Below are 22,110 nucleotides of genomic sequence, written 5' to 3' on the forward strand. Positions count from 1 at the left end.
TCCTGAAGAATTGGGCAAGCACATCAGAATTTGCTCCCGACCGACGGTTTGATCTCGAGGGCGAGCCCCTCCTGGATGACGACCACGACATCCTTGGCCGCGCCGACCTCCACCACCGGGCCAGCCTGGCGAGCGAGATCGAGATAGAAGTCCGTAAGCTTGTCGGAGGACTTGGAGAGGCCGCCCGCGACACCGGACTTGACCGCATCGCCTGCATCCAGGCTCCGCACACTGCCTAGCGCCGATGTCGACAGGCTACCGAACGATCCTTCCACACTTTGCGAGATGCCGGCGATCGTGCCCGCGATGAAGGAGCGGGCGAGCGTGGCGCCGGCGCGGGTCACGACCTTGCCGGACAGGCCCTTCTTGCCGTCGGCGTCGACGAAGAAGCCTTTGATCGCCTGGTCGACCACCGCATGACTGTCGAAGTCCACGCAGGAGATTGAAACAAGCTGGATCTCGACCCGCTCCTTCGCGAGGCTCCCCGTTGCGTTGCCGATGACGAAGCAGCCAGCAAGATTGGCCTTGACCTCATTGGGGAGGACGGCGGGTGCCTGAACCCTGGCGATAATCGGCTCGGGGTTACTGGTCGCGTCCCGGCTCGCCAGGGCGTCGATGCCGGTCAGCAGCCGCGCCGTCATGAAACCAGGTGGCAAATAGATCGTCCGCTTCCCTTTTTTTGAGGCGGCGCCGCTGCCAGCACCTCCTTCCGAGGCTTGCGTGGCTGTCGCCGCGCCGATCGCGCCGACCTGCCGCTGCGTAGGCGGAGCTGGAGGCGCCGGCGGTGCAGCGGGAGCAGCAGGCGGAGCAGGGATTTCGTCGGCCGCGCCCTTGGCCTCGGGTGGCGCGGGCGGATAGGCTGGAGCCTCGCCGGGTATGGCCGGGGGCAGATCGCCACCATCTCCGGCAGCGGCCATATGAGAGCCGCCACCTGCGCCGGGAACCACTTTGCCTTCCTCGATCGCGGTGACCCGGTCGCCGAGCAGGGTCTGTCCATCGAGAATCTTCTGGAGATCCCCGCGGAGCTTCACTTCGAGGCTGTCGCCGCGAAGGCCAGCGCCCATGTCGAGGTTCGAGGCTTGGGGCGCCTTAGGCGCTTCCTTGTTGCCGCTGGTACTCGCGGTGTAGAGGCCGAGGCCGAGCAGTGCGATCGTGGAGACGACGCCGAATTGCTTGGCGCGCAGCTTTTGGTCGGAGGTCAGCTTCGACCATTGCGCGGGTAGATCCAACAGGGCCGGTCGCGCGATAACGCTCTCGTCGCTATCGTCGACGGGGTGGCTCGGGGCCGTTGGCGGCGTCGCCGGTCGGCTATCGTCAGGCGTCGTCATTGCTGGACACTCCGGCGGACGATGATCAGCCGCGCGGTCTCGTTGGGACCCAGGGTCAGCCGGTCGATCGTGATGGCAAAGATGTCGGCGCCAAGCGCGGTATCGAGGAAATAGCGCTCATCGAGCGCGGTGGCGGCGCTGGCACGGACCAGATATTCGCTGACCGACAGACCAGCCCCCTCCACTTCGAGTCGCCGCCGTTCGGTAAGCGTCGCTGTAGGCAGGTCCGCAAGCATCAACCGGTCGCGCGAGGGTGCGACCTCGGAGAAGGAGGCCGGCACCCTGTCTTGCAGGATCGCGAGCACGATACCGACCGCACGCTCTTCCTCGACAAGTGGTCCAAGCAGCGCGTCATTGGCCCGGGCGCGCTGGGCGCCGCCAGGGACGAGCGTGACGGTCTGGGCCGGTATGTCGGCGGGCTCGGCATAGAGCGGATAGATCGCGCCGTTGCACGAGACGAAGAATTCCGATGGCGTCGTCACATAGCTGTGCGTCTTGGCGCCACTTCCAGGAATATTTGGGTCCTCGGTCTCGAGGACGAGGAACTTGATCCACGCGTCCGAACCGCCGCGCTCCACGGCGAGGCCCTTCTCGGCCGAGAATTTGACGTCGTCGATGTCGCCGCCCACGCACACGACATGATTAACGTCATGGTTGGAAAGGCGGATTCGGCTCGTCTGGTCAGGCAGCGCTGCGATCGACTGGGCGAGGGCGGGCGCGGCAGCGGTGAGGGACGCGGCCACTGCTAGAAAGGCGGGCGCCCCGGCGAGGCACGCGAGCCTCGCGCGCTTAACGGATATCGGCACTGAAATTCTCCTCCTGGAGCGCTGTCAGCCAGAAGCGGCCGTTTTCGAGCGCGTATCGGATGCGCAGATTGCCGCGGAACTTGCGGATCACGCCGCCGATCACCCTGACCTTCTCGACCGGCACAAGGATCTCGCTGCCCGTCCAGATGACGGGCTGGTCGCCACGGATATAGGTCGCGATCGACAGCGTCGGATTGTTGCCGAGCTCATCAAGCAGCCGGTTCAGGCTGTCGCGCAGGCCGTTATAGGCGCTGGGATGCGCGATCCGGAGCAGCTCCTGAAACTGACGATCCGCCGAATAAGCGGAATAGGTGCCGGCGAGACCCACGATGTTGAAGGTGATCGAGCGCAGATAGGCCTCGGAAGGCTTGTTGCCTGTCACATAGAGGTCGCCGTCCGCGCCGAATGGCACGATTACGGTGCGCGTGTTCTGGTGCGAGGTATAGATGACGGTACCGAGCACGGCAGTGATCCCGAACAGGCCCGCGATCGCGACCTTCAGCAGCCGGTTCTCCTCGAAAAGGTTGGCCGAGCCCTGCAGATAGCGGTGCAGGTGCCAGCTCGGCCGCGTATCGCCGATCATGTCGGGTTGGCGCTTGCGCCTGAAGGGATGAGCCATCTCGCCTACTCGAAGAAGCGGGTCTGGGTCGGACCCGGATAGTTGCGGAAGCGGGCGAGCCCCCAGCGCCAGGCCAGGTGGGGGATGAACCCGCGTGGCTTGGTCCGCTTCCAGGGAATGAAAAGAAGAAGAGCGCCGATGAGCAGCCAGCCGATGATCCCGCCGACGATGACCGCGACAAAGGTCACGCTCATCACGACGATGAATTCCTGACTGTCGAACCAGAGGATCTGGACCGGCCGATGCAGGAATTGTGGCAGACGTTCGTCCACGCTCTTCTCCTTTGCTTCACCACGCCGCTGGACGTGGGTTGCGGAAGGCGACCACCGCCTCCCGTTCCGGTGGCCCGGCGCCGGTCTATCCGGCGCCTGGCCAGACTTTCAGATCAGCATGCCGAAGGTCTGGAGGATCGAATCCGCCTTGATGAGGCAGACCGCCGCCACGATCGTCGGGATGCCGATCATGATGTTGGAGAAGAGCCGCGAGACGCCGAACAGGAAGGCGGCAACGCCGCCCACAAAGCCGAGCGGACCCTTGACGCCCTGGTTCACGACGATGTCGTAGATGTCGTAACCAAGGTCGCCAGCAGCCGGCGCCTGGAAGGCGTAGGCGACGCTCGTTCCGGCGATCGCGGCCAGGAGGAAAAGGACCGCCGCGTCGATCGTGCGGAACGTCCTTCCCCGAAGCAAAGTCAACATATGCAGTCTCCTTGTCGTGTCAGGAGCCGTCCCGATCATGCTTGCCGGCACCGACGAATGATCGTTTCCGGCCGACGGCTGCGCTGGACGGCCCCTGAGGCGCGCTCCCGTCGGCATTCCGGTCCCCGGCAGCGCGGCGCGCGCACACACGGGATCCGCCAAAGTGGTCTCGGCTAGCCGTCAGGGGCTGGGCTGGGACTTGCGGTTCTGGGTCTCGAGGAAGGCCTCGAGTTCTGCCTGCTGGAAGCCGGACACGAGCTTTCCATCGACGAAGAGCGTCGGGGTCCCCGATACGCCCATCTTGCGGACCGTCTCCGCGTCGCGGGCGACCTTCTCCGCGCCCGCCCGGCACTTGAGCAGCGCCGTAGGCTGCGCGCCGGCATAGACGGCCTTGAACGTGGCCTGAGGGTCAGGGGAGCAAAGAATATGCTCGGCCTTGGCGGCCGCCTGCGGATGGATACCGCTCACGAAATAGACGAGGCGTTGAACCGGTTTGCTCTCGGCCTCTTTTGCCAGCCAGAAGCGTTCGAGCGCCTGGCAATAGGGGCAGTCGGGATCGGTGAACTCGATCACCTTCGGCGCCCCAACTGGTCCGATCACCAGTGCGTCGGCGGGATCGATGGCGCCCAGGCGCTTCCTCACGCTGGCGTCCTGGGCAAGTGCCGTCAGATTGACACCATTCTTGTCGTAGATGGCCGCAAAGAGGAGGTGCTGGCTTTCGGGGGCGTAATAGATGACTCGTCCGCCGGCGATTGCCTGATATATTGGCCCTTTGACAGGCGCCCGACCGAAGTTCTCGAACGTCAGGTTCGTGAAGGTCTGGTGCAACTGGCGCTGAGCCTCCTCCGCCGCGGCGGTGAGCGGTTCGGCGCCGCTGTCCTGGGCGTAGGCCGGCGCTGTGGCGCAGAACAGCACTGCTGCGATCAGCTTAGCGCTGCGGGACATGGATAGACTCCGGACGAACGAGGGAGGTGCGCGCGAAAAGTCGGCTGTCGAGAGCGAGCGAGGTGCCGATCTTGATTGCAGTGGCAGTGACAGGTGCGTTGGAGAGCGCAGCCTTTTCGCGGATCGAAAAGCCAAGATCGCTCTGGACGATGACGGACCGGGCGTGGCGAGCGCAGGGATAAGCTTCAGCGTCGGGACGATAGGTCTGAGCGCTGGCCGGCACGACGGCTGCACAGAGCGGTAGCACTCCGGCAAGCATCGGCAACGAGCATGGAATGTCCATGGCACACGTCTCCTCATGGCGCCGCAAGGCGCTCGGGTTTGGGGTTGGATGGGCCGGGCCGAAGGCCTGGACATAGGTCCAAGGTGGCCGCCGATCCGGTACGCCCCGAGGCATGACGATCAGGAACGCCCGCTGCAACGGGGAGGGCACTGAAGTGCCGAACCGGTGAAACAAAGCATCTACAGGACGGAAGTAGCCAAATGATCTCGTCGAGCGTTGAAAAGAACAGTTTTGGGCGAAATCGGCACTATAATGCCGCTCTTGCCTCCGTTGGTCGTGGAAAATCACCCGCTCGGGCACTCCGGCGGGTCAAAAGTTAGTAGTTCAGGCAGGAGAGGGAGCGATGGCTCGAGCTAGACGCAGCTTCAAGCTCCGGCTTTCGCCGGCAGGGCTCGACGTTCTCATCGACTCGCATTGCCATCTGATTCGCGTGACGCGTTCGCTGATCGCCTGGGGCACGACCCTCCATATAGCGGTCGAACATCTCAGCACATTATCGACCGACGAGATCATCGAGCAGTTGAAAGTGCACCAGCTCGACTGCCTGGGTGGCGCCGAGGAGCATCATGTCGGGGCGTCCAACCGGCTCTGGGATATCGCAACCAGCATCACCGAGCGGGTCCAGGAGACGTCGCCCGACGGACGCCAGCCCAATCTTGGCACCATTTATCTATTGGCGCTAATCCAGGTGCCAAAAGCGGGAAAATCAGATTTGATGAGCGCCTTTGACCGCGCTTTGCAATCGGGAGCGCGATCGCCGGCCTCTGGCGGGGTTAATGATCTTACAGGGTAAATCGCGACAACTTGGCCGAGGTTGTATCTTGACGATGGTGGTAAGTACACCTTAGCGTTCGACTTACGGAATTGCCTTGGCGGGCGGTATCTCCCTGTAAGGAGACGCGGACATGTCGCAATGTTTAGCGATTTCCGTTGCCGAAAGTCCAATCCTGTACGTCAAAGTACAGTCCGGGCGACAAATTGAAGAGGCACGGAAGAAGAGGCGCCTGACGCAACGCGATTTGGCGCGAGAGCTTGGTATGGGCGTACGCTGGCTTCGCGAGATCGAAGGCGGCAATCCCCGCTCACGGCTAGACGATCACCTCATCTGTGCCTACCGGCTTGGTCTGTCGACCGGACATATCCTGATACCGCTGCTATTTGCGGGCCAGAAAATGTCCTTTCCTCGCCAGTTGGCAACAGGTGATCTTAGCGACCTTGAGCGGATGTGCATCGAACTCATCGCTCAGCGAAACCTCGACCATCTGACACAGGCTCTGACGCCAGCCTGGTCGGCCGTGGCTGTTCCAGGGGTTACTGGCCTATGATGTCGGCGATGGATCCTCCGCTCCACGAGCGCGTGTACGAAGGACTCAAGGAGGATTACCTTGCGGGTCATTTCGTGCCGGGCAAGAAGATCGATATCCAGGATCTCGCCACCCGTCATCGGTCGAGCAAGACGCCTGTGCGGGAAGCGGCGTTTATACTGGTGGGGGAGGGGCTTCTCGCGCATCATTCGGACGGCGGATTCCTCGTGCCGGTCAGGGAACCGGCCGAACTCGTCGAACTCCTCGCCTGGCATATGCAGTTGATGGCGGCAACGCTAACCAGACTGAGAGAGACAGCCATGCGAGAGGCGCTCCAGCAAAGTTTGGCTTTATCATCCATACCCTCACCAGTTTCTGTCGCTAACCTCGCTTCGGATATTTTCAGTTCGTTGGCCGCAGCCACCGGAAACCGTCAAGCGTTGATAGAAGTTCGACGTGTCAACGAAAGGCTTCACTACAGCCGAATCGCCGATGCAATAGATCCCGAACTCGCTGAAAAGGAGCTCGTTACGATCGCCGGCGTCGACGCTGCGAACTTACCAAAAGCTACGCGTCGACGGATTGAAGCATATCACATGCGGAAAATCGCGCATCAGCAAAAACTTATCAAATCATCAGAGCATCTATAAAAACATATAATTTTCAGAGACATCCACTCAGGAACCGTCCACGAAATCCGTGCCGAACGGTCCCATTGCCGATGGTGCGGAATATCACGCCAATCTGTCCCGATATATCCCCGCCCGCCAGTGTCGAACTCCATTACTTTTGGATCGCCGCACTCTTGCGGCAGTTTCTGAGGAGTGTGTCATGGAACGGAATGACGATCGTAACATCGACAAGCTGATCGACCTTGGTTCGGTGGTCGCCGAAACGAAGGGCGGCGCGAACAGCGGCGATGACAGCTTCCTTCAGCGGCAGCCCACCGGCATCGGCCTCGAGGACGACTGAAGGCTGTGGCGCGCGTCGTAACTGGCGCGCGCCATAACCAAAGTGAGGGGAGCCAGATGCAATATCAAATGCGAAAAGACCTTTATCATTGCGTTGCAGGACAAGAGGTTATCTTTCTCGATCTTTTCAAAGATCGGTATCTCGCGCTCCCTCGGTGTAGCACCCAAGCCTTCAGGCGCCTTGTGGCGGGAAACGGGAACGCTTTTGACGGAGATAAGGATGCTCTCGCACCGCTAGTGAATGCGGGATATCTCTTAGCCGGTTCCTCGGACTTCCAGGACTCCTATAGACCTGCAACCGAGATTCCGACCGGCGATATCTCGTTCGGCAAGAGGCAGCCTTTTCGTATCCGGCAGTTTCTGGTCGCGCTATACTGGGAACTGCTCACATCCGCGATGCTGAAATTCACTCCATTGGCGTCGGTGGTCGCGCGCTACCGGAACACTCGACGCAACTGTACCAAGGATGGAGAAATCGCTACGTCCAAGGTGCACCAATGGGCGTCCGCCTTTGATAGCACCGCCTTGATCCTAGGACGGGCGGATCGTTGCCTTGTTCGATCGCTGGCAATGTTCAACGTCCTCCGCAGAAGCGGCGTTGCAGCGGAATTCATCATTGGGGTCCGATCAGATCCATTCTCAGCGCATGCGTGGGTGCAGCGCGAAGGCGTCGTCCTGAACGACACCATTGAGCAAATCACCAACTACACCCCGATCCTGGTAATCACGTGACAGTCGACTTTTTCTCTATACTAGGCCGTGAGGCGCAACCTGTTACCCCAATCAACGGGCGTCTGCCAGCTGCCTTGGAATGGACGGACATCGCAGCTCACTCTTTATTGGCGCTCAGCGGTCATGGGAAATCACTTGTGCTCCTAGGCGACGCTGGCTTTGTCATTGGCACATTGTTCCATCGTCACGGTCCAGCAGAGCCCGTCTATGCGCTCGAACTCAAAGACGTCGAAGCGATCACGGCAACAAACGGACAGCATTTGGTCGATCGCTTCTGGGGTGCTTACATCGCCGTCATCCGAAAGCAAGATCGACTGATTGTCCTCAGGGATCCATCTGGCACCCTTCCTTGCTACTATGTTGCGTCTGGCGAACAACTGCTGTTGGCCTCCAATCCTTCGTTTTTCAGTATAGCGACCGGAAAGACTCACGATATCGATTGGCCCCAACTGGCTAGGGCGCTAGCTCTTGGCGATCTCTCCGAAGAGTCTACGGCGCTTGCTACTGTCCGCCAGCTTTTGCCAGGAATGAGCCTACAGATTCGGAAAGCGGAGATAGCAAGTGAAATGCCATGGAATCCATGGACCTTCGCTTGCGATCCGACACATCGAAGCCTTGAAGACGGAGCTGAGGTCTTGCACCGCGTGACGCAATGCTGTGTAGGCGGTTGGGGCAAATTAGGCCGGCATGTTCTTTTGGGCGTCTCTGGTGGTCTTGATTCGTCGATCGTCGCAGCCTGTCTCAGGGCTTCAGCTAGAGACTTTGCATGTGTGACGCTAAAGACCGATGATCCGTTGGGAGACGAACGCGTATACTCTCGAGCCCTAAGCTCGCATATCGGTCAACCTCTGTTTGAAGAGAGCTATGGCTTGGAGGATGTGGACCTCGACCGGTCGTCGGTAAGCCACTTACCCAGGCCATTTGGCCGTCCAGAGGCGAGGGCTTACGATGCGGCCTTAGTGCGGGTGGCAAAGCAAATCAATGCCGACTCGATATTCACAGGGAACGGTGGCGATAACGTATTCTATATGAGCCGCTCCGCTAGGCCCCTGGCTGATCTTTTCTCCGCAAATGGTTTATCGCTGGGCCTGCTCAGAACCACGCGCGACATCTCGAAGTTGACGGGATCGAATAGTGCTAATGTCATATGGCACGGGCTGCAGGCGTGGCGCAGAGCCGCGCGTGGCTATGCTTGGAAAATCGAACCACGCTTCCTATCAGATTCCGTGGTCCGGGCTTTGACTTCAGGGCCGGTTTATCACCCATGGTTGGAGCAGCCGGAAGGATTTAGCCTGCCGGCAAAAGCCGCTCAAATCGCCATGCTAATTCGCATGCACCATTCGCTAGATGCCTATCGTGAACGAGAAGGGATATCAGTCTTCCATCCTTTGGCTTCACAACCGTTGTTGGAGGCCTGCCTGCGGATACCTTCTTGGCACCAATGCGATCAAGGTGTTGATAGGGCTGTAGCGAGAAGAGCATTCCGTTCCTCGCTCCCAGATGTCGTAGTAAACCGCAGAAGCAAGGGCGGTCCACAGGGGTTTAGCTTTCAGGTATTCCATCGCTTTCGAAGGGGTATTATGGAGAGATTACTAGATGGTCGCCTAGCGCATGAAGGAATTATCGATAGGAACTCAGTGCATGCAGCATTTTCCTTAGATGGCCGTACGAGCGCAATGGATGTTGCGCGCTTGTTAATGTTGGTCGATGCTGAAGCATGGGTTGGACACTGGCGACCAAGATAAGCACGATAGTAAGTGTAGTTAGAAACCGCAAATCTATAAAGTAAAAACTTGCCTATGGCAAATCAATCGTTCGATTGCCACTCGCCCTTGTCTCCAATCCCACGGAGCCAGTAATCAAACCATCGAAGGTTGCGCTCATACGCTGAAAGTCTGTGCGCGGGCTGCCACTTTACATGATACTCATCAGGAAAAACGTACAGCGCCACCTGACGGCCTGCCTGCCTCAAAGCCATGTAGCTGGCAACAGCCCCTCGAAATTCGTCATCCGATTGTTGTATCAATAGAGGAGTTGAAACCTTCGCAGCATTGCTGATGAGAGAAATATGCGACCAGAAATCCGAATTATATTCAACCAGTTTGGGCCAGCCTCGTTCGTGATATGCTTTCGCAGCAGCTGGTCCTACAAGCGCGTCTTGGTAAGGCTCCCAGCAACATCCACTTACTGATGCTGCGCTAAAGAGGGGGCTGTTGATAAGCGCGAATTGGACCGTCGAGGATCCATCGCTCAACCCGGTGATACCGACCTTGCGCGGATTTGCCATGCCGCGGTCGATGAGATTCTGAACAGCGATTTCAATTGCTGACAGAACACTTCTGCGGTCGCTGAAGCGTCTGAAAAAGCTGAGTTCATTAACTTCGCTTTTGTCGGAATTACGTTCGAGGTTGGCAACATCGGGCCGATTGACGCTCAAAACGGCATAGCCCCGATTTGCGAAAACCTGGATTGGGAACTCGTCTCCCACACCACCTCGCAGGAAGCCGCGGGATATGTATTGGACGACGATCAGTGGATAGGTGCGGCCTGGCACGTATCCTACGGGATAGATCAGATCCCCGAATGCTTCAATCCCAAACACATTGCGCCAATGTAGACGCTCGACCTCACCCAATGAAAACCGCTGAAATACCTGATTTGGTTCATATACTACCTTAACCCGACCGCTATCTGCGTCTAGAAGGACCAAATGTCGCGGTCGAGTCGACTGCTCGCGTGCACATAACAGGTGCTGATTGGCGGGCTGACAATCGAGCAACAAGTCCGGAGTGCTAAACAAGCGTCTAGGTGCCAATGACCCAGGCTTCCATTCATAAATCGCCGTTTCGCTGTCACCCCATCCGTCGCGGCGAATGAATTGAACATTCTCTCCGTCTTTCGTCCACCAGAGGGACAAAGCCCCGGCGCAAAATGCGGACGCGCAGATTTTCTCGTTGCCACCACGGTCCTGGACAGCCACTTTATTGCCACCCAAGCGGTTTCCGTCGCTTGCGACGGAAACAAGCGCCTTTCGACCGCCGTCAGAGACCGCAGTGGGGCCAGCCTTATCGGTTCTTGCTTGGCTCTCGAACTCGATCTTCTCCGCGGCCGTGGCATCCCTTACATGGCGCGTAGAAGGGTCGATCGTTCTTACGTGGACGGAACTGGTCACCACGCGCGGACTATCGGCGAATAATGGAATAAAGCGCGCGTCGTATCGGAAGCCACGGCGCGCCTCGGAATGCAAAGCTTTGTTCAGCGCCGGATCCGGATAGCGCGACGAATAGACGAGATGGCTATTGTCCGCCAACATTGAAAACTCATCAACCCCCTCAGCTTCGCTCGACACCGCTTCGCTGCCCGCGCCATTGGCGGCGGCTCGCCATACTTGTGCCGCTGCTCCAGATCGCTTTAGAAAATAGACCCACTTTCCGTCATGCGACCAGATGAGTGGCGTTGCGGCTGCATATCCTGTTCGCACCGGTTCCCCTCCGATGCCGCTGACCATCTGGAAGTTGAAATCGCCGCCAGCGTCGATTGTTCTCACCCGCCCATGCGGGGCGACCTCAATTACATCGATGCGAAAGGAGTAGCGATTTATCGTGGGGTCGGCGGTCCTCACCTGGACCGCAACCAACTTCCGATCGGGCGAGAGGCTAAATATATGCTCCCCTTTCATGGGCCAAGAAGATCCAAAATCTGAGATGCGAACGAGATCTTCTGCAGTCAGGGGATTTTCGCGAGCGGTATTAGACACCGGCGGGTTTGCGCCGTTGGCGTAACTGGCGTTCCCGCTGCACGACAGAAGACATATAGCCGCTAGCGCTGCCGCATCCTTGCGAAGAATGCCGGACATTAGAAGCTCTTACTGATCGAAATGCTGAGGGATCGTCCAACGATGGAATAGTTGCTCGCGTCGTAGTGATATCCACCAGCAGCCGTTGTTCTTATGTAAGCAGGCTTTTCGTTAAAGATGTTGAGGGCTGAAATCGAAAAGCTAATGTTCGAGATCGCTGAGTGACCTGAAGGGGTTTCAAATTGAGCGACAAGATCGACGGTTTTGAAATCGCCGACATTCTCATAGGGCTGGAGCCGATTGTCGAAGGTGCCGCCAATATAAGAAAAAATTCCAGATAACGAAATAGTTTGATGTTTCCATTCAAGAGATGAAGATGCCCGCCAATGAGGAGGTCGATACAGAATTCCCGCGAGTTGGACGACCGGCTGGTTGGCGCTCAGTTGCTGCTTGCTGGTGAGATAGCTCGCGGCTCCATGTACGTTTAATTTGTCACGAGAGCCCAAGTCGATCCCATAGTCTAATGCAAGATCGATACCGTCAATCTTCTGTATGGCGGCGTTCTGTAGGTAGTTATTCACGATGGCAACGACATTGGCAGCCGCTGGATCGCCGCCCCCTTGGTTATACAAAGTGGTCGCACTGCTCAGCGCGGCAAGGACCTGATCGCGGCTCGGATTGAGCGTCACATAAGCATTGTATATTGGCGAAAAGGCCTGTGAATTCTGCGGAATTGGAGAAACGGCGCGGTCTCTATATGAGATATGGAAGTAGCTCGCGTCAATACGTAGTCCAGAGATAAAAAGGGGCGTAAACGTAGCAGTCGCGGTCAAGTTGGTCGCACGTTCTGGCTTCAGTTCCGGGTTTCCGCCGGACAAATAGAGGACTGTCCCGGGTGTAGGGCTGGTAGGGAAGAACTGAGTATCACCGACCTGTGAGTAAGCGCTTCTAGGCCGCCCTTGTTGGTACTGCGTAGGAGCTTTGAACGATTTTCCCCAGCTGAATTTGAACATAACATCGCGGATCGGAGCATAAATGAGACCCAGCTTTGGTGTCACGACGTTGCCGACGTGGCTAATATCCTCGTAACGTGCAGCCGCAGTTAATGTTAGCCGATTTACAAGGTCGATATTGTTATTTGGAGCGATGAGAGGGAGAAATAACTCTCCAAAGCCATAAGTTGTCGTTTGAGCCTGGGTAAATGCGAGGGTCGGCCGAACGCCGCCCTGCTCGACTGTGCCTATGTCGAGTATGAACTTCGCTTCTCTTACACCGGCACCAGCGGCTAGACGAGCGCTTCCTCCTGGGAGTTCGAATAACGGGCCTTCAGCATTTGCCTCAATTGCCTTGAGGCGATTGGTGTAAACGCCTTGTTGAGTGAGATAGGGCACATTGCCGAATGCCACATACGCCAATTGTTTTGCACGGCTTTCGCCGAGTGTCCCAGCTAGTTTCAATTCCCAATCGTTGCTAAGAGCGAGTTTGAGGCTGGGGCTAGTTGTCCACGAGCGCGTGCTGATGCGGATATCGGCGCCTGAGCCAAGACAACCGTCAGTCACCGTGTAGTTTACACAGAGACGGCTCTTTCGGTTGTTGAACTGGGCATCGAGTTCGAATGAGATGCGGTCACTGATCTGTTGGTGCCCAGCAACCACGATGCTGTGCTGCTTTTGCCCGGCTTGGAGTGTATCAGAAGGATCGTTTGAACGTGTGTAAGAGCGCTGGCCTGCCGTGATGGGGGCAATGTCGCGATAATCGTACGCGGCCATAAAGCCGCCGCCGTACCACCGTTTGCCGGTTACAACGTTGAATTGGCGCTCAGAGTCGCCACCGTCCGTTGCGCCGCCAAAACGTGCCGACGCGATCGCGCCGTTGAAGTCCTTGCGTAGAATTACGTTTGCTACACCGCCGACCGCGTCGGATCCGTATAGAGCGGATGATCCGTCAGTCAGGACTTCTACTCGATCGATGGCTGCAAGAGGTAGAGCAGAGATATCCACTCCTTGACTCATTGCGTCGTAGGCGACCCGGTGTCCGTTGACGAGCGTCAGCGTCGCGTCTGCGCCGAGGCCACGAAAATTGAGAGTTGATGAGGAACTTACGTTCTCTGAAGTACCTTGTCCACCACCTGGAATTGTTGGATTTTGCCCTCCAGCATAGTTTTGAACGAGACTTCGCGCAAAAGTACCTAGATCGTTGATGCCCCGGCTTTTAATCTCTCCTCTCGTAGTAACAACGAGTGGTGAAACCGGCTCTCCCCCTCGGATGTGCGATCCCGTGACAACAATATCAGCCTGGCCCGCCGAGCGATCCGCTAGATCCCCCGACGGCTCCGATCGCCCCCGGATGATGATGACGTCCTTTCGGAACTGCGCCGCCAGGTCGGAACCTTCCAGCAGCACCCGGACGGCTTCGTCTACGCTATAGGTTCCGTGCAGCGCCGGAGCATGTCGCCCCAGCACCGCCTCGGACGTGAATATGATCTCCTTGCCTGACTGACGGCTGACCGCTTTGAGGGCCTCCCCGAGGTCACCGGCCTCGATCTTGTATTCGATACGGCGTTGCTCCTGGGCAAGTGCGGAGGCGCCCGGAACAAGCGTACCAATCGCCACCGCAGCAAGGAGCGCACAACGAAACCGTGACCGAGACCGCATCCGAACCATTCTTGCCCCCTTTGAAAATCCCGACAAGTTGGCGGGAGTTTCAGGGAGCATCGCAACAAATCTGCAATCTACGGGGTAGGGGGTAAAATAATCTCCGGCTATTTTTTGGAGAGCGTGATTTCATCCGATTTGGTTCGTTCGGCGCTGAGGTCGAACAGCACCGCGAGCCGATCAGCAACCTGGTCGGCGTCGTCAACGCGGAAGCGTCCACTGACCCTCAGCGCACCGATGTCCTGATCCGCTAGCCTGATAGATGTCGCCGAATCCTTGTTCGCTTCGGCGATGACGGCGTACAGAGGGGTTCGCTCATACTCGCGGATCAGTGGCTGCTGCGAAGCAAGTGATGCGGGGGCGATCCCGACTTTGTCCAAGATATTCGAGGGAGTCGCCGGTGTTACCGCTGTGAAGCTGAGCACTTCGCCGGGCTCCAGCCTCGCCACCGCAGCGGCACCGTGGTCGCCTTTCGCGCTGTCCGGGCGCTCGACGTCGACCGCGCCTCGTAACAAGCGCACGGTCACGCGCTTGTCGCTCCCTAGAATGACGTCGAACACCGTGCCTCGTGCCGTCACGCTCCCGCCGCCGGCGAGCACGATGAACGGGCGGCCCTCGTGCGCGACATCGAAGCGCGCGCGACCGCGTTTGAGCCGAAGTTCCCTCCGGGTCTTGCCGAGGTCCGTCGATAATTCGCTTCCTTCATCGAGCTCGACGACAGAGCCATCAGCGAGGCGAATGTGTCGCCGTCCACCGACCACCGTGTCGTAAGTCTGCCACTCGGTGGGAGCGTCACGGTTCAGCTGAGCGGCTTGCACAGGCCGATACACCGGGCCGCGCATCACTCTGTTGGCGAACCAACCGCCGGCGCTGATAAGAAGGAGGACGCTCGCTGCCAATCCCGCCCATTTCCACTTTTGGGCGACCGGCTCATTGTCGTTGTCCTCGCTCTCGAGTTCCTCCCTCTGAGCGGCCAGGAATCGCCCGAGCGCGAAGATTTCGCCTGCTCGATCATAGGCACCGCGATGTGACGCGCCGAGCGAGAGCCAGCGTTCAAATTCAGGCCGATAACTCTCTGCCTCGGGGCCGCGCATCCTCGCGAACCATAGCGCCCCTTCGCGCGTCAACTGATCCAATCGCGGTACGCCCTCCGGCTGCTTTTTGTCAGCCATTGGCATTGCCAATGTTCTTGCCGATCCGCACGATGGCCTCCGCCACATGCCACTCCACAGTTCGCATACTGATGCTCAGCTGCTCCGCGATCTGTCTATAGCCGAGTTCGTCGACGCGATGTAACAAATATACTTCTTTTGTCCTGGGCGGGAGGCGGTCGATGGCAAGGCGATAGTGCTCCCGCATTTGGTTCAGTTCCGCCGCTGCGTCTGGACCGGGCATCTCCTGATCGGCCGCGCAGGCGGTTGGGTCGAGAGGCCGGCTCTTCGCCCAGGCTCGCACCCGGTCAGCCAGGAGGTGGCGAACAATCCCATGCAGATAGGCGCCAGGATTGCTCCAGGCAGTTGACGATCGTGAAGCTGCCAGCCGGGTGAAGGCCTCCTGGACCATGTCGTCCCGATCATCTTCCAGCCATATTCGCCGACGCAGAAAGGAACGTAGCTTCGGGGCCTCTTCGCGATACAGGGCGACGAACTGATGCTCCTCGTAAATGGTGGCCGCGGGCGCGCAGGCGCCTTCGCTTTGCTGCGCCTGATACATGGGCTCAGACGCGCTGGAGAGGATTGAACGGCGCCGGTACCCAGTAGCGGCTTTGAACGAAAGACAGCATGACAGGACCACCCAAGGGCGGCGGGCAACATTGTCCAACGACTGCGCTCAACCTGAGTGGATGAGCCCACCATCATGCCTGGAAGGATGAACCTACAGCCGGGCCCCAGCCTTTTCCCGCACCGCACCGAAAATGTGCATTGAATTCCCGCCTGTGGCAAGATGGGAAAAGCGGGAGCCCGTACACTGCGGCCCAATAGGGAAATGTCACGTGAAATCGCATTCGCGCGCCGACGGTGCGGCGGCCATTTCCACAATTCGGTCGAAAAAGCGATCGAGCATTTGGCTCGTTTCCGCCCGGAGCTCGACGATGATCCGGCGCCCGTCGAACGGATCACGGCGAAGGTCGACGAAGCCGCGGTCAGCCAGGCGGTGGACAATCCTTTGCGAATTACGCTCGGACGCGCTTGACGTACCTGTGAGCGATGTCAGCGATCTCGGCTGAACGTTCCTTTGGGTATAGAGATCGAGCAGCATCTCAAAGGCCGGGATGGTGAAAAGCTCTTTTCCGAACTCGTCTGCGCGCAGCCGCTGCAGTTGTTCGGTCAGTCCGATCATGCGACATCGGCTGACCGTAGTCGTTATGCTCCGCCCCTCGATCATTGCGAGCCCCCTTGCGTTGGCAACCGTGCGGATCGCGGGGAATAGATTCTCAATCTTGCTCGAATGGGCATCGGGGAGCTCCTTTCTGATGAGAGAGAGAAACCCATGTTGCGCAGCTCATATTGTAAGTTTTTGCGTGTAAATGTTCCGCAGTGGCCTTTCCTCCATTTTGGATGATAACGTGTCATGCAGGAGCAACTCCAACCGATCACCGCCCGCGCACACCTGGTCGAGGCGCGCGTCCGGCTCGACAACACGATCCGGGGCCTTTGCGCCACCTTCGGGATCATCCCGGGAGCCGGCCTGGGCGAGCTCTTTCTCGCGCGGATGTAGGCTGCCGTCGCCATCCCAGGCCTCGGCGAGGCGGTAGCCTCGCTGCTTCGGGCTTGGACCGGCTTGATCGACGAGATCCGTCGGGTCGTCAAATCGTTGTGTGGTGCACAAACCTTGAGGTGACGCCACCTTGCCTTTGCCTCATCCTTGATAGTCGCGGGTCAGGATGAGGCGCAGCATGTCGCCGAAGGCCATTTTCAGACGTTCCATGTCGATTGCCGGGTCGCCGACCACCCGCATCCAGAGGCCTTGGATCAGGATGAGGAGCATCTCGATCCGGGTGCTGATCACCTCTTCGCTCGCGCCGGGCAGGAGCGGTGCGAGGAACTGGTGCGCGTTTTCTCGCAAGCGCTGGTCGTAATGCGCCACGATGTCGCCGATGGGTTTGCTGCGCTCCACATGGGAATAGACCTCGATCACAAAGGCGGCCTTGCTTCGCTGGACGATCTCGGAAAATCCTGAAAGCGCGGCCGCGATCACGGCGTCACTGTCGAATCGCTGCTCGCCCGGAAGAATGGGGGAGCGGCTGATGAAATCCTCGAAGTTACGCTCGCACAGCGCAATGACAATCGCATCCTTGCTATCGAAATATCGATAAAGATGTCCGACAGACATCTGGGCCTCTTCTGCGATCCGATTGACGCTGGCTGCTTGGAATCCTTCCCGACGGAAACAGATACTGGCTGCGTCCAGTACCTGTTCTCGCCTTTGTTCCTGACGTTGTTGCTGCCGCAACAGCGCATCCATCCTCTTAACCATCAGGGTCTTCTGCTCATTTGGTTTCTTGACCCGCTTTCCTTAGCAGGATAAGCACGAAAAAAAAAGAGTGAACAGTTGCTCTAAATTCTTATCGCCTCTGGAGGAAGCTCATCCCCATGTTCCGTTGGAATGCCGAAAAGAAAGCCGTGTCCCGGCTCCCCGCAATTACTCGCTCGCATCCCGGCGGCGGCAGGTCTCGTCGCGGCGAGGCCATCATAGCCGCTTCCTTGCTGATGACGCTTTCAGCATGCGGGGCGGATGAGCCGCAGGGAACAGCGAACGCCGCGCCAGAGGTCGTCGTCCTCAAGGTCAAGTCGGAGGCGGTTTCGCTCGCCACGGCGCTGCCCGGCCGCACCAATCCCTATCTTGTCGCGGAAGTCCGTCCCCAGGTCGGCGGCATCCTGCTGCGCCGCCTGTTCGAGGAGGGCAGCAACGTTCGCGCCGGGCAACCGCTCTATCAGATCAACCCGGCGCCGTTTCGTGCAACGCTCGCGTCCGCACAGGCCACGCTGACTTCCAGTCAGCTGTTGTCGAAGCGCTATGACCGCCTGATCAAGAGCGAGGCCATCAGTCAGCAGGAACGGGACGACGCCCGGGCGAAATATCTCGCGGCCAAGGCCGCCGTGGATGCCGCCCGGATCGATCTCGAGTTTACGCGCATCACCGCGCCGATCTCGGGCCGCATCGGCCGCTCCACCTTCACCCAGGGCGCGCTTGTCACCGGCAACCAGGCGCAGCCGCTGGCGACCGTGCAGCAGCTTGACCCAATCTTCGTCGATATCGTCCAGCCTTCGACGGCTCTGCTGAAGCTCAGAGGGGATCTTGCCAGCGGCCGACTGGTGAGGTCGGGGGACAATCAGGCGAAGGTCAGCCTGAAGCTGGAAAACGGCAAGGTCTACGATCATCTCGGCACGCTCAAGTTCTCCGAAGTGAGCGTCGATACGGGGACGGGCGCGGTCACGCTGCGCGCGATCTTCCCCAATCCCGACGGCATCCTGCTGCCGGGGATGTTCGTCCATGCCGAACTGCAACAGGGCGTGCGACAGGGCGCGCTGCTCGTGCCACAGCGTGGCATCGCCCGCGACGCGGCCGGCCAGGCGAGCGCGCTCGTCGTCGGCTCCGACAACAAGGCGCAGCAGCGCAAGATCACGGTCGAACAGAGCATCGGCTCCCGCTCGCTCGTGAGCAGCGGGCTCCGGCCCGGTGACCGCGTGATCGTCGATGGCGGTCAGAACGTGAAGCCGGGGGCCCCGGTCAAAGTCGTCAAGACCTTGAGCTGAGGAGCTGCCACAGATGTCGCGTTTCTTCATCGACAGGCCCATCTTCGCGTGGGTCGTCGCCATTGTGATCATGCTTACCGGCTTTCTGGCGATCCGGTCGCTGCCGGTTAATCAATATCCCAACATCGCGCCGCCTGCGGTTGCGATTTCCGGCATCTACCCCGGTGCCTCGGCCCAGACGGTGCAGGATACCGTAACCCAGGTGATCGAGCAGCAGCTCAACGGCTTGGACGGACTTCGATACATCAAGTCCGAAAGCAATGCCGACGGCAGCTTCATGATCATCGTCACCTTCGATCAGGGCACCAACCCTGACATTGCGCAGGTACAGGTCCAGAACAAGCTTGCCCTCGCAACGCCGCTGGTCCCCGCCGAAGTGCAGTCGCAGGGCATCCGTGTCGCGAAATTCCAGGTCAACTTCATGCTTATCGCGGGGCTCGTCTCGATGGACGGCAAGCTCAGCGACTATGACCTCGGCGACTATGTGGTGTCCAAGCTTCAGGATCCGCTGACGCGGACGAAGGGCGTCGGCGACTTCCTTGTGCTCGGCTCGCAGAACGCGATGCGCGTCTGGCTCGACCCCACCCGGCTCACCAGCTTCAACCTGACGCCGCTCGACGTGAGCAATGCGATCCGCACCCAGAACGTACAGGTATCGTCCGGCCAGCTGGGCGCACTGCCGAGCCCAAAGGGCCTCGAACTCAATGCGACCATCATCGGCAAGACGCGCTACCAGACCCCCGACCAGTTCCGGAACATCCTGCTCAAGGTCAATCCCGACGGCTCGCAGGTACGCCTGAGCGACGTGGCCAAAGTGGAACTGGGCGCGGAAAACTTCTCGATCCAGGCCGAGTACAACAAGGGCAAGCCGGCTGCCGGCATAGCCCTGCGTCTGGCTACCGGTGCCAACGCGCTGGACACGATCAAGGCCGTCCGCGCCACGCTCAAGGAACTCGAACCAGGTCTGCCGGCCGGCGTGAAGATCATTTATCCCTACGATACGGCGCCGGTCATCGGCGAGTCCATCAATGGCGTCGTGCATTCGCTGTTCGAAGCGATTTGCCTCGTCTTCGTTGTCATGTTCGTCTTTCTCCAGAACTGGCGCGCGACGATCATTCCGACGCTGGCAGTGCCCGTGGTTCTTCTGGGCACCTTCGGGGTCATGGCCGCCTTCGGCTTCACCATCAACATCCTCACCATGTTCGGCCTTGTCCTGGCGATTGGCCTGTTGGTCGATGACGCCATCGTCGTGGTCGAAAACGTCGAACGCCTGATGCACGAGGAGCGGCTGTCTCCGATCGAGGCCACGCGCAAGTCGATGGGCCAGATTAGCGGCGCGCTGGTCGGCATCGGTCTTGTCCTGTCAGCCGTCTTCGTGCCCATGGCCTTCTTCGGCGGATCGACGGGTGTCATCTATCGCCAGTTCTCGGTCACGATCGTTGCGGCCATGACGCTTTCGGTCCTCGTTGCGCTGATCTTCACGCCGGCCCTGTGCGCTACGTTTCTCAGGCCGATCGAGCACGGCCATGAAGAAAAGCGGGGCTTCTTCGGTTGGTTCAACCGCTGGTTCGACCGCCTAACGCAACGCTTCGACACGAGCGTTACGCGGTTCGTCGGTGCCCGCAAACGCGGCATGATCGCCTTCGTCATGATCGTTGCCCTGCTGGCCGTGCTGTTCCCGATGATCCCGACATCGTTTCTTCCTGACGAGGATCAAGGCACGATGTTCGTGCAGGTCCAGATGCCACCCAACAGCAGCGCCGAACGTACCCGTGCGGTGTTGTCCCAGGTCGCCGACTACCTCATGGATGAAGAGGGTGACTCCATCGACAACGTGATGTCGGTCACGGGCTTCAACTTCGCGGGCCGGGGCCAATCGTCGGGCATGGCATTCGTCCGGCTCAAGCCGTGGGAAGAGCGCAAGAGCAGCGTCTTTGAGATCAGCAAGCGGGCGATGAAGAGGTTCAGCCGGATCAAGGACGGCACCGTCATCGCCTTCGTTCCTCCCTCGGTGATGGAATTGGGGCAGGCCACCGGCTTCAACCTGTTCCTTCAGGATCGGGATGGTCTCGGCCATGAAAAGCTGATGCAGGCTCGTGACAAGTTCCTGGCGATGGCCGCCAAGAACCCCGCCCTGCACATGGTGCGCCCGAACGGGATGAACGATGAGCCGCAGTACAAGGTGCTGATCGACGACGAGAAGGTGCGGGCGCTTGGCGTCAGTCTCAATGACGTCAACGCGACGATGTCCGCAGCCTGGGGCTCTGCCTACGTCAACGACTTCATCGACAAGGGGCGCGTGAAGCGCGTCTTCATCCAGGGCGTTCCGCAGTCGCGCATCTCGCCCGAGGATTTCAGCGAATGGTATGTCCTCAACAAGGAAGGGGAGATGGTCTCGTTCGCCTCGTTCGCGACCGGCGAGTGGACCTACGGGTCACCCAAGCTCGAGCGCTATAACGGCGTCTCCGGGATCGAGATCATGGGCGAACCCGCACCTGGCAAGAGCTCCGGCGAAGCCATGGCCGCGGTCGAGGACATTGCGCGATCGCTGCCGAGCGGCATCCATGTGGCCTGGACGGGTCTTTCCTATGAGGAGCGTCTGTCCGGTTCCCAGGCCCCCGCGCTCTACGCGCTGTCGTTGCTGATCGTGTTCCTGTGCCTTGCCGCGCTCTACGAAAGCTGGTCGATTCCGCTGTCGGTCATGCTCGTGGTGCCGCTGGGCGTTCTTGGCACGGTCCTTGCCACGCTGGGGCGGGGCCAAGGCAACGACGTCTTCTTCCAGGTCGGCCTGCTCACCACCATCGGTCTTTCCGCGAAGAACGCGATCCTGATCGTCGAGTTCGCGCGCGAACTGGTGGACCGGGAGGGTAAGAGCCTGAAGGACGCGGCTATCGAGGCGGCCCGCCTGCGCCTGCGGCCGATCATCATGACCTCGCTTGCCTTCACTGTGGGCGTCATTCCTCTTGCTGTCGCAAGCGGAGCAGGCTCGGGGTCCAAGCATGCCATCGGCACGGGCGTCGTCGGCGGCATGATCGCGGCCACGCTGCTCGCGATCTACTTCGTCCCGCTCTTCTTCGTCGTCGTGATGGGCTTGTTCGATAAGAAGAAAAAGGCGGATCCGGCGGATACGGATAAGGGCGGCCCGTCCCCCATGCCCACCCGCGAACCGGCACTGGCCGGTGACGGGGCGTCCGGTGACTAGCGCAGGCGGTCACAC

22 protein-coding genes are annotated in these 22,110 nt (G+C 59.5%); 9 read left to right on the forward strand and 13 right to left on the reverse strand.

Features of this window, described 5'->3' with window-relative positions; all coding sequences use genetic code 11:
• Positions 1–23: 23 nt before the first annotated feature.
• The 7 genes from SKP52_RS01325 to SKP52_RS01355 all read right to left on the reverse strand — a co-directional run bounded on the left by SKP52_RS01325 (position 24) and on the right by SKP52_RS01355 (position 4,679).
• Complete coding sequence (locus tag SKP52_RS01325) at positions 24–1,328, reverse strand: TraB/VirB10 family protein (protein ID WP_039570823.1); 1,305 nt, start codon at positions 1,326–1,328, stop codon at positions 24–26.
• Entirely contained in the window at positions 1,325–2,134 is an 810-nt protein-coding gene (locus SKP52_RS01330; protein ID WP_081997149.1) for a type-F conjugative transfer system secretin TraK, read from the reverse strand. The genes SKP52_RS01325 and SKP52_RS01330 overlap by 4 nt, the downstream gene beginning before the upstream one ends.
• Complete coding sequence (locus SKP52_RS01335) at positions 2,118–2,717, reverse strand: TraE/TraK family type IV conjugative transfer system protein (RefSeq protein ID WP_407695099.1); 600 nt, start codon at positions 2,715–2,717, stop codon at positions 2,118–2,120. Before SKP52_RS01335 ends, SKP52_RS01330 begins: the two co-directional genes overlap by 17 nt.
• 41 nt (positions 2,718–2,758) lie before the next feature.
• Entirely contained in the window at positions 2,759–3,025 is a 267-nt protein-coding gene (locus tag SKP52_RS01340; protein WP_039570833.1) for a type IV conjugative transfer system protein TraL, read from the reverse strand.
• A gap of 108 nt (positions 3,026–3,133) precedes the next feature.
• Entirely contained in the window at positions 3,134–3,451 is a 318-nt protein-coding gene (locus SKP52_RS01345) for a hypothetical protein (RefSeq protein WP_018250898.1), read from the reverse strand.
• 180 nt (positions 3,452–3,631) lie between these two features.
• The gene (locus SKP52_RS01350; RefSeq protein WP_039570843.1) at positions 3,632–4,396 is read right to left on the reverse strand and encodes a DsbC family protein; all 765 of its coding nucleotides are present in this window, start codon (positions 4,394–4,396) and stop codon (positions 3,632–3,634) included.
• On the reverse strand, positions 4,380–4,679 hold the full coding sequence (locus SKP52_RS01355; RefSeq protein ID WP_148308975.1) for a hypothetical protein: 300 nt from the start codon (positions 4,677–4,679) through the stop codon (positions 4,380–4,382). Before SKP52_RS01355 ends, SKP52_RS01350 begins: the two co-directional genes overlap by 17 nt.
• Positions 4,680–5,109: 430 nt before the next feature.
• Between SKP52_RS01355 and SKP52_RS01360 the strand changes: the two genes are divergently transcribed.
• From SKP52_RS01360 to SKP52_RS25110, 6 genes are all read left to right on the forward strand, one after another.
• Complete coding sequence (locus tag SKP52_RS01360; protein WP_148308976.1) at positions 5,110–5,472, forward strand: hypothetical protein; 363 nt, start codon at positions 5,110–5,112, stop codon at positions 5,470–5,472.
• 112 nt (positions 5,473–5,584) lie between these two features.
• Positions 5,585–6,004 carry a helix-turn-helix domain-containing protein gene (locus tag SKP52_RS01365; RefSeq protein ID WP_228383778.1) on the forward strand — a complete coding sequence of 140 codons (420 nt, stop codon included), beginning with the start codon at positions 5,585–5,587 and terminating at the stop codon, positions 6,002–6,004.
• Entirely contained in the window at positions 6,001–6,633 is a 633-nt protein-coding gene (locus tag SKP52_RS24400) for a GntR family transcriptional regulator (protein ID WP_081997150.1), read from the forward strand. The genes SKP52_RS01365 and SKP52_RS24400 overlap by 4 nt, the downstream gene beginning before the upstream one ends.
• Before the next feature lie 181 nt (positions 6,634–6,814).
• Positions 6,815–6,955 (forward strand): benenodin family lasso peptide, encoded by a 141-nt coding sequence (locus SKP52_RS25870; RefSeq protein WP_148308977.1) that lies wholly within the window; start codon positions 6,815–6,817, stop codon positions 6,953–6,955.
• 56 nt (positions 6,956–7,011) lie between these two features.
• Complete coding sequence (locus tag SKP52_RS01375; protein WP_148308978.1) at positions 7,012–7,686, forward strand: lasso peptide biosynthesis B2 protein; 675 nt, start codon at positions 7,012–7,014, stop codon at positions 7,684–7,686.
• Positions 7,683–9,431 (forward strand): asparagine synthase-related protein, encoded by a 1,749-nt coding sequence (locus SKP52_RS25110; RefSeq protein WP_148308979.1) that lies wholly within the window; start codon positions 7,683–7,685, stop codon positions 9,429–9,431. The genes SKP52_RS01375 and SKP52_RS25110 overlap by 4 nt, the downstream gene beginning before the upstream one ends.
• A 62-nt stretch (positions 9,432–9,493) precedes the next feature.
• Here the strand turns inward: SKP52_RS25110 and SKP52_RS01385 are convergent, their stop codons facing one another.
• The 5 genes from SKP52_RS01385 to SKP52_RS01405 form a co-directional block, all read right to left on the reverse strand.
• Positions 9,494–11,542 (reverse strand): Atxe2 family lasso peptide isopeptidase, encoded by a 2,049-nt coding sequence (locus SKP52_RS01385; protein ID WP_081997153.1) that lies wholly within the window; start codon positions 11,540–11,542, stop codon positions 9,494–9,496.
• Positions 11,542–14,094 (reverse strand): TonB-dependent receptor, encoded by a 2,553-nt coding sequence (locus SKP52_RS01390; RefSeq protein WP_228383779.1) that lies wholly within the window; start codon positions 14,092–14,094, stop codon positions 11,542–11,544. Before SKP52_RS01390 ends, SKP52_RS01385 begins: the two co-directional genes overlap by 1 nt.
• Before the next feature lie 149 nt (positions 14,095–14,243).
• Positions 14,244–15,308, reverse strand: a complete 1,065-nt coding sequence (locus tag SKP52_RS01395; RefSeq protein ID WP_039570864.1) for a FecR family protein — start codon at positions 15,306–15,308, stop codon at positions 14,244–14,246.
• Positions 15,301–15,849, reverse strand: coding sequence for an RNA polymerase sigma factor (locus SKP52_RS01400; protein WP_039570867.1), 549 nt, complete (start codon positions 15,847–15,849; stop codon positions 15,301–15,303). Before SKP52_RS01400 ends, SKP52_RS01395 begins: the two co-directional genes overlap by 8 nt.
• A 276-nt stretch (positions 15,850–16,125) precedes the next feature.
• Positions 16,126–16,476, reverse strand: coding sequence for a helix-turn-helix domain-containing protein (locus SKP52_RS01405; RefSeq protein WP_228383780.1), 351 nt, complete (start codon positions 16,474–16,476; stop codon positions 16,126–16,128).
• Between the two features lie 231 nt (positions 16,477–16,707).
• Between SKP52_RS01405 and SKP52_RS26835 the strand changes: the two genes are divergently transcribed.
• Entirely contained in the window at positions 16,708–16,854 is a 147-nt protein-coding gene (locus SKP52_RS26835; RefSeq protein ID WP_228383781.1) for a hypothetical protein, read from the forward strand.
• Positions 16,855–16,995: 141 nt separating this feature from the next.
• Here the strand turns inward: SKP52_RS26835 and SKP52_RS24405 are convergent, their stop codons facing one another.
• On the reverse strand, positions 16,996–17,601 hold the full coding sequence (locus SKP52_RS24405) for a TetR/AcrR family transcriptional regulator (RefSeq protein ID WP_160292343.1): 606 nt from the start codon (positions 17,599–17,601) through the stop codon (positions 16,996–16,998).
• A gap of 128 nt (positions 17,602–17,729) precedes the next feature.
• Here SKP52_RS24405 and SKP52_RS01415 point away from each other — a divergent pair, with 128 nt between their 5' ends.
• Together SKP52_RS01415 and SKP52_RS01420 are read left to right on the forward strand one after the other, a co-directional pair.
• A complete protein-coding gene (locus SKP52_RS01415; protein ID WP_081997156.1) occupies positions 17,730–18,893 on the forward strand; it encodes an efflux RND transporter periplasmic adaptor subunit in 1,164 nt (387 codons plus the stop codon).
• A gap of 13 nt (positions 18,894–18,906) precedes the next feature.
• A complete protein-coding gene (locus SKP52_RS01420) occupies positions 18,907–22,095 on the forward strand; it encodes an efflux RND transporter permease subunit (RefSeq protein WP_052207713.1) in 3,189 nt (1,062 codons plus the stop codon).
• Positions 22,096–22,110 lie beyond the last annotated feature (15 nt).

The organism is Sphingopyxis fribergensis, from assembly GCF_000803645.1.
Classification (GTDB): domain Bacteria; phylum Pseudomonadota; class Alphaproteobacteria; order Sphingomonadales; family Sphingomonadaceae; genus Sphingopyxis; species Sphingopyxis fribergensis.